Annotated in this window: 7 protein-coding genes and 1 rRNA gene; all 8 read left to right on the top strand. The window is 69.3% G+C overall.

All coding sequences use genetic code 11. From position 1 onward, the window contains the following. Positions 1 to 120 precede the first annotated feature (120 nt). Positions 121 to 237 (top strand): 5S ribosomal RNA (gene rrf, locus CUT83_RS16430). 143 nt (positions 238 to 380) lie between these two features. Then, positions 381 to 989 carry a cardiolipin synthase ClsA gene (gene clsA, locus CUT83_RS16425; protein ID WP_101256578.1) on the top strand — a complete coding sequence of 203 codons (609 nt, stop codon included), beginning with the start codon at positions 381 to 383 and terminating at the stop codon, positions 987 to 989. A gap of 115 nt (positions 990 to 1,104) precedes the next feature. Further along, positions 1,105 to 3,600 carry a mannose-1-phosphate guanyltransferase gene (locus CUT83_RS16420; RefSeq protein ID WP_101256577.1) on the top strand — a complete coding sequence of 832 codons (2,496 nt, stop codon included), beginning with the start codon at positions 1,105 to 1,107 and terminating at the stop codon, positions 3,598 to 3,600. Positions 3,601 to 3,720: 120 nt separating this feature from the next. Beyond that, positions 3,721 to 4,629: a DUF881 domain-containing protein gene (locus tag CUT83_RS16415; protein ID WP_101256576.1), complete on the top strand. Its 909-nt coding sequence runs from the start codon at positions 3,721 to 3,723 to the stop codon at positions 4,627 to 4,629. Further along, a complete protein-coding gene (locus CUT83_RS16410) occupies positions 4,626 to 4,958 on the top strand; it encodes a small basic family protein (protein ID WP_093658545.1) in 333 nt (110 codons plus the stop codon). The genes CUT83_RS16415 and CUT83_RS16410 overlap by 4 nt, the downstream gene beginning before the upstream one ends. Positions 4,959 to 4,965: 7 nt before the next feature. Next, positions 4,966 to 5,823, top strand: a complete 858-nt coding sequence (locus tag CUT83_RS16405) for a DUF881 domain-containing protein (RefSeq protein WP_101256575.1) — start codon at positions 4,966 to 4,968, stop codon at positions 5,821 to 5,823. Between the two features lie 402 nt (positions 5,824 to 6,225). Then, a complete protein-coding gene (locus tag CUT83_RS31010; RefSeq protein WP_420882496.1) occupies positions 6,226 to 6,756 on the top strand; it encodes an FHA domain-containing protein in 531 nt (176 codons plus the stop codon). A gap of 21 nt (positions 6,757 to 6,777) precedes the next feature. Further along, complete coding sequence (gene ftsR, locus CUT83_RS16395) at positions 6,778 to 7,569, top strand: transcriptional regulator FtsR (protein ID WP_101256573.1); 792 nt, start codon at positions 6,778 to 6,780, stop codon at positions 7,567 to 7,569. The last annotated feature ends 77 nt before the right edge of the window (positions 7,570 to 7,646 follow it).

Genomic DNA, 7,646 nt, shown 5'->3' with positions numbered 1-7,646 from the left:
CTGTGAGGGGTGGAGTTGACCGGTACTAATAGGCCGAGGGCTTGACCGTAGATGTTCGCGTCCACTGTGTGGGTTCTGAGACCACGACCTGCCTGGCCGGCGGTTGTTGTTTCGCCGTGTTTCGGTGGTCAGAGCGAGAGGGAAACGCCCGGTTACATTCCGAACCCGGAAGCTAAGCCTTTCAGCGCCGATGGTACTGCATGGGGGACCGTGTGGGAGAGTAGGACGCCGCCGAACAATTGTTGAGAGAATGCCCTGCCGGGTTCCCGGCAGGGCATTCTCGCGTTGTGTCCGGTTTTCGGGGCCCCCTTTCGTACCGGGCCTCGGGCTGCGGGTAGGGTCAGGAGACATCGTTGGCACGGACTCACAGGAGGTCTTGGGTGGAGGCCCAGGAGACAGGCGTCCAGACGGACCGTGTCCTCACCATCCCCAACATCCTCAGCATGGCGCGGCTCGCGGGGGTGCCGCTCTTCCTGTGGCTGATCCTCTGGCCGGAGTTCGGAGGCCCCAACGCCGACGGCTGGGCGCTGCTCGTGCTCGCGTTCAGCGGCGTCAGCGACTATCTGGACGGCAAGCTCGCCCGGCGCTGGAACCAGATCAGCGGCCTCGGCCGCATCCTCGATCCGGCAGCCGACCGGCTGTACGTGCTTTCCACTCTGGTCGGACTGACGTGGCGTGACATCCTCCCGCTCTGGCTCACCGGGCTGCTCCTGGCGCGCGAGCTCATGCTGCTGGTCGCCGTCTGGGTCCTCGACCGCCACGGGTACGCACCACCACAGGTCAACTTCCTGGGGAAAGCCGCCACCTTCAACCTGATGTACGCCTTCCCGCTGCTGCTGCTCAGTGACGGAAGCGGATGGCTTCCGTCACTGGCTGCTGTTTTCGGATGGGCGTTCGCAGGCTGGGGTACAACCCTGTACTGGTGGGCAGGAATCCTCTATGTGGTTCAAGTCCGCCGGCTTGTCAAGGCGGACGCCGCAGCCGACTAGGCCCTGACTCTCGTCGGGGGCTGCGAGACCCGAGTGGCCCTTTGAAGATTCACGGGCCTCTTCGGCCGGGCACAGTCGGCATGTATGTCGTCTCTTCAAGGAGGACGCTTCCGACATGAAGGCCGTCGTAATGGCCGGTGGCGAGGGAACTCGCCTTCGCCCGATGACCGCGAGCATGCCCAAGCCACTGCTGCCAGTGGCCAACAGGCCCATCATGGAGCATGTGCTGCGGCTGCTCAAGCGTCACGGTCTCAGTGAGACCGTGGTGACCGTGCAGTTCCTGGCCTCGCTGGTCAAGAACTATTTCGGTGACGGTGAGGAGCTCGGAATGGAGCTCACCTACGCCAATGAGGAAAAGCCTCTGGGCACCGCGGGCAGCGTCAAGAACGCAGAGGAAGCCCTCAAGGACGACTCCTTCCTCGTCATTTCCGGTGACGCTCTCACCGACTTCGACCTGACCGAACTCATCAATTTCCACCGAGAGCGCGGCGCGATGGTGACCGTGTGTCTCACGAGGGTGCCCAACCCGCTCGAGTTCGGTATCACCATCGTCGACGACGACGGGAAGGTCGAGCGGTTCCTGGAGAAGCCAACCTGGGGTCAGGTCTTCTCCGACACCGTGAACACCGGCATCTACGTCATGGAGCCGGAAGTCTTCGACTATGTCGACCCCGACGTTCCCGTGGACTGGTCCGGCGACGTCTTTCCGCAGCTCATGAAGGAGGGCAAGCCGGTCTACGGCTATGTCGCCGAAGGCTACTGGGAGGATGTCGGTACCCATGAGAGCTATGTGAAGGCACAGGCCGACGTTCTCGAGGGGAAGGTCGACGTCGAGATCGACGGATTCGAGATCTCCCCGGGGGTGTGGATCGCGGAAGGCGCGGAGGTCCACCCCGACGCGGTGCTGCGTGGACCGCTGTACGTGGGCGACTACGCCAAGGTGGAGGCCGGCGCCGAACTGCGGGAGCACACGGTCATCGGCTCCAACGTGGTGGTCAAGAGCGGCGCGTTCCTGCACAAGGCCGTCGTCCACGACAACGTCTACATCGGCCCGCAGTCCAATCTCCGCGGTTGCGTCATCGGCAAGAACACCGACGTGATGCGAGCCGCCCGGATCGAGGACGGCGCGGTCATCGGCGACGAATGCCTCGTGGGCGAGGAGTCCATCGTCCAGGGCAACGTACGGGTCTATCCCTTCAAGACGGTCGAGGCCGGTGCCTTCGTCAACACATCGGTCATCTGGGAGTCACGGGGCCAGGCCCGTCTGTTCGGCGCTCGCGGCGTTTCCGGCATCCTCAACGTGGAGATCACGCCGGAGCTGGCCGTACGGCTGGCAGGAGCGTATGCCACGACGCTGAAGAAGGGGTCGACGGTCACCACGGCCCGCGACCACTCCCGGGGCGCGCGCGCCCTGAAGCGCGCGGTGATCTCGGCCCTCCAGGCGAGCGCCATCGATGTGCGGGACCTGGAGAACGTGCCGCTGCCGGTGGCCCGGCAGCAGACCGCGAGAGGCAGCGCCGGTGGCATCATGATCCGTACGACGCCGGGCGTCCCCGACTCCGTCGACATCATGTTCTTCGACGAGCGGGGCGCCGACCTCTCGCAGGCGGGGCAGCGCAAGCTGGACCGTGTCTACGCCCGCCAGGAGTACCGCAGGGCGTTCCCGGGAGAGATCGGCGACCTGAGCTTCCCGGCCAGTGTGTTCGACTCCTACACGGGAACGCTGCTGCGGGCGGTGGACACCACCGGCGTCGCCGAATCCGGTCTCAAGGTCGTCGTGGACGCCTCCAACGGGAGCGCCGGCCTCGTCCTGCCCAGTCTGCTCGGCCGGCTCGGCGTCGACTCGCTGACGATCAACCCGGGGCTGGACGAGTCGCGGCCGACCGAGACCGCGGACACCCGCCGTGCCGGGCTGGTGCGGCTGGGCGAGATCGTGGCCTCGGCCCGGGCGGCCTTCGGCGTTCGGTTCGATCCCGTGGGCGAGAAGATCTCCCTGGTGGACGAACGCGGCACGATCATCGAGGACCAGCGGGCACTGCTGGTGATGCTCGACCTGATCGCCGCGGAGCGGCGCAGCGGGAAGGTCGCCCTGCCGGTGACCACGACCCGCATCGCCGAGCAGGTTGCCGCCTACCACGGCACCCAGGTGGAATGGACCACGACCTCGCCGGACGACCTCACCAGGGTCGGAAGGGACGAGGCCACCGTCTTCGGCGGCGACGGCCGGGGCGGGTTCATCGTGCCGGAGTTCAGCAGTGTCTTCGACGGCACGGCGGCCTTCGTGCGCCTGCTCGGACTCGTGGCCCGTACCCAGCTCACCCTGAGCCAGATCGACGCCCGTATCCCGCAGGCACATGTGCTGCGGCGCGACCTGGCCACCCCCTGGGCGGTCAAGGGCCTGGTCATGCGCCGGGTCGTCGAGGCCGCGGGGGAACGTTTCGTCGACACGACCGACGGCGTGCGCGTGGTGGAGTCCGACGGGCGCTGGGTCATGGTGCTGCCCGATCCGGCCGAGGCGGTCACCCATCTGTGGGCCGAGGGCCCCGACGACGCCTCCGCGCAGGCGTTGCTCGACGAGTGGTCGGCGGTGGTCGACAGCGCCGGACGCTGACGGCCCGACGGTTTCCGGAGGCGACCCGGGCTCCGGAACGCCGCGGTACCGTACCGCCGAACGGAGGCGCTCCGGCGCTGTGGAGGCCCCGTTCGGCGGTACGGCCCTCGACGTGCGACGATGTGCGGCATGTCGCAGCAGCACCCCGTACGGAGCACCCCCTCGAGGCCTGCGCGACCCGATGCCTCCATGTCGCTGCTCACCAATGTGATGGAGCACAGCCTCGACGACGGCTACGCGGAAGCGGCGGCCCGCCGTGGCGTCGAGGGCCGGTCCGGGCTGCCCCGCACACTGCGCGGGAAGCTCGTCCTGGCCGCCGGTCTCGTCCTGGCCGCGCTGGTGGTCACGCTGGGGGCCGCCCAGGCGCGTTTCGAGGCGCCCACGGAGGCGCGGGAACGGCAGGAGCTGATCGACCGGATCGAGGACGGCAGCCGGGACGCCGACGGCCTGCAGAGCAGCGTGGACGGCCTCCGCGAGGAGGTCGCGACGATGCAGCGCGAGGCGCTCCAGGAACACGGTGGCGACCGCGGTGAAGTGGTCGCGCTGCTGGCCGGGGCGGTGCCGGTCGAGGGGCCGGGGATCAGGCTCGTCGTCGACGACGCCGAGGACTCCGGATCGGGTGGGGGCGGGGGACCGCGCCAGAGCACCGGCTTCGCCGACACCGGGCGGGTGCGGGACAGGGACCTGCAGCGGGTCGTCAACGGGCTGTGGGAGTCGGGGGCGGAGGCGATCTCGGTCAACGGACAGCGGCTGACGGCCCTGTCGGCCATCCGTGCCGCCGGCGACGCCATACTCGTCGACAACAAGCCGCTGGTGCCGCCGTACACCCTGCTCGCGGTGGGTGACGGCGAGGACCTGGGCGAGACCTTCCAGGACAGCAGCGACGGCCTGTACCTGGAGGTGCTCGAGGACAACTACGGCATCCGCGCCGGCATCTCCGTCCAGGACAGGGTGCGGCTGCCGGCCGCGCCCAGTCTCACCGTTCGTACGGCAGAGCCCGTGAAGACAGGAAAGGGCAGCACATCGTGATCGCCGTTCTGGGCCTCATCGTGGGAGTCGTGGCCGGACTCCTGGTCCGTCCCGTGGTGCCGACGGTCGTCGAGCCCTATCTGCCGATCGCCGTCGTGGCGGCGCTGGACGCGGTCTTCGGCGGGCTGCGCGCGATGCTGGACGGAATCTTCGACGACAAGGTCTTCGTGGTGTCCTTCCTGTCGAACGTGGTGGTGGCGGCCCTGATCGTCTTCCTCGGCGACAAACTCGGCGTCGGTGCGCAGTTGTCGACGGGCGTCGTGGTGGTGCTGGGCATCCGTATCTTCTCCAATGCCGCCGCCATCCGGCGGCACGTGTTCCGGGCGTGAGTGAGCGATGAGCGACGACAGGACGACACCCCCGGGCAGGGGCCCGGAGGAGGAGCGGAACGGGCTCGCCGGGGGGCGGGAGGAGCCCGCCGGGTCCACCGGTCCCGCGGGGCCCACCGGTCCGGCCGGCGAGGAGTCGCCTCCGGACGGGCGTGAGCGGCTGCTCCGCGGGCTGTGGCCACCGCGGGTGAACCGCAATCAACTCACCGTGGCACTGCTGCTTTTCGTCCTCGGTCTGGGGCTCGCCATCCAGGTCCGCTCCACCAGCGAGAACAGTCCGCTGCGCGGTGCGCGGCAGGAGGACCTCGTGCGGATCCTCGACGAGCTCGACAGCCGCACCCAGCGGCTGGAGGAGGAGAAGCGGACGCTGGAGAACCAGAAGTCCGAGCTGGAGAACAGCTCGGACCAGGCGGAGGAGGCGCGCCGGCAGACCGAGGAGAGGGCACGGCAGCTGGGTGTGCTGGCGGGCACGGTCGCGGCCGAGGGGCCGGGTATCCGGATGACGGTGAACGACGCCGCGGGTGCGGTCGAGGCCCACATGCTGCTGGACGCCATCCAGGAACTGCGCGCCGCGGGTGCCGAGGCGATCGAGGTCAACGGCGTACGGGTGGTGACGAGTACCCACTTCACCGACAGCGGCGGCGGCGACATAAGGATCGACGGCCGCAAGGTGTCCTCGCCCTACCGTTTCGAGGTCATCGGCAAGCCGCAGGACCTCGAGCCGGCGCTCAACATCCCGGGCGGGGTCGTCCAGTCCCTGGAGAAGGAGCAGGCCACCGTGTCCATAACCCGTTCAGAGAAGATCGTCGTGGATGCCTTGCGATCGGCGAAGCGGCCTGACTACGCTCAGTCGTCATCGCAGTGAGCCGACGCGTGAAGAAACCGGGGGTCGGCGCGCTTGCCGGCCTGCGGGTAAGGGAAACTGTCCGAAGGCCGGGGACGTTGTGAGGGCGTCCGGTTCGGCCACCGTGAGCATTGAGGGTCTGTCCTGCCCCACGGGCGGGTCTGTTTCGTGCGAGGGGAATCGCCCGTGAGTTTTCTTGGGAAGTTGTTCGGCAAGCGTCAGGGCGCCGGGGACGGTGCCCGGCACCGTGCGTCGCGCGGCGGCGAGTCCGCGGCGGAGGGGGCGGAGCGTCCGCTCTTCCGTGACGAGGTCGCGTCCGGCGACAATTCGAGTGGTCACGGCCCTGTCTCTGTTGACCGGGGAGTGTCCGGCCGCATAGGTTCCGAGGCACCATCAGCCTCGAGTACGGGTGGAGGATCTGACTTGCCGGTCTGTGCGAGGTGCGGTAACCGCGCCGCCGAGGCGAGCCGGTTCTGTTCCAACTGCGGAGCGCCGCTGCGGGGCGGTGCCGCCCCCGAGCGTTCCTCGGAGACGACCTCCACCATCTCGATCTCGGGCATCGAGGCCTACGACGCGGAGATGACGGGGCAGACGCCCCTGCCGTCGCTGTCCCCCGAGGCCCAGGCGGCGGTGGACGCGCTGCCGATGGGCTCGGCGCTGCTGGTGGTGCGCCGGGGGCCGAACTCCGGCAGCCGTTTCCTGCTGGACAGCGAGCTGACGACGGCGGGGCGCCACCCCGAGAGCGACATCTTCCTGGACGACGTGACCGTCTCCCGCCGCCATGTGGAGTTCCGGCGCGGCTCGGACGGCCGGTTCACCGTCGCCGACGTCGGCAGTCTCAACGGCACGTATGTCAACCGCGAGCGGATCGACTCGGTCGTGCTCAACAACGGTGACGAGGTCCAGATCGGCAAGTACCGGCTGGTCTTCTTCGCGAGCCAGCGCACCGTCTGACCCACCGCCCCGGGGGCGTCCATGCTGCAATCACGGTCCGGCGGTGCCCGCAGGGGCACCGCCGCCGCGAAGTCCGCTCCGATGAGTATCGGCGCCGTGCTCAACCTGCTGCGGGACGAGTTCCCCGAGGTGACCATCTCCAAGATCCGCTTTCTGGAGTCCGAAGGGCTGGTGGAACCGCAGCGGACCCCGTCGGGGTACCGCAAGTTCACCGCCGCGGATGTGGAGCGGCTGAGCCGGGTGCTGCGGATGCAGCGCGACCACTATCTGCCGCTGCGGGTCATCAAGGAGTACCTCGACGCGCTCGACCGCGGTGAGGAGGTCGCTCTGCCCGGTCCGGCGAGGCCGTCCGACGTCATCGATCCGTTCGACTCGCGGGGGGACGGCCCGGCTTCGGCCGCCGCCCCGCGGGACCGCGCCCCGGAGGGCCCGGACGGTCCCCGTACGGCGCGTGTGGGGCGCGCGGAGCTCCTGGCCGCCGCGGAGGCGGAGGAGGAGCAGCTCGCGGAGTGGGAGTCGTACGGCCTGATCGGCCCCGGAGGGGACGGCGGGTACGACGCCGAGGCGGTCGCCATCGCCCGGATCGTCGCGGACCTGGGCCGGTACGGCCTGGAGCCGCGGCACCTGCGGGTGGTGAAGGCTTCCGCGGAGCGGGAGGCCGGACTGGTCGAGCAGGTCGTGGCGCCGCTGCGGCGGCACCGCAACCCCCAGACCAGGGCGCACGCGGAGACGACCGCGCGGGAGCTGGCGACGCTGGCCGTGCGGCTGCACGCGGCTCTGGTGCAGTCGGCGCTGAAGGCGCGGCCGCGCTGACGGCGTGCCGACGCCGCGCCGGGGGCAGGCCGATGATGGGCCGGGTCACGGGGCGCCCGACTACCCAAAGGGGGCGC

This window comes from Streptomyces barkulensis, assembly GCF_002843305.1.
Classification (GTDB): Bacteria; Actinomycetota; Actinomycetes; order Streptomycetales; family Streptomycetaceae; genus Streptomyces; species Streptomyces barkulensis.
The sequence above is the reverse complement of the archived record's forward strand: the minus strand, read 5'-3'. Positions and strand labels throughout refer to the sequence as shown.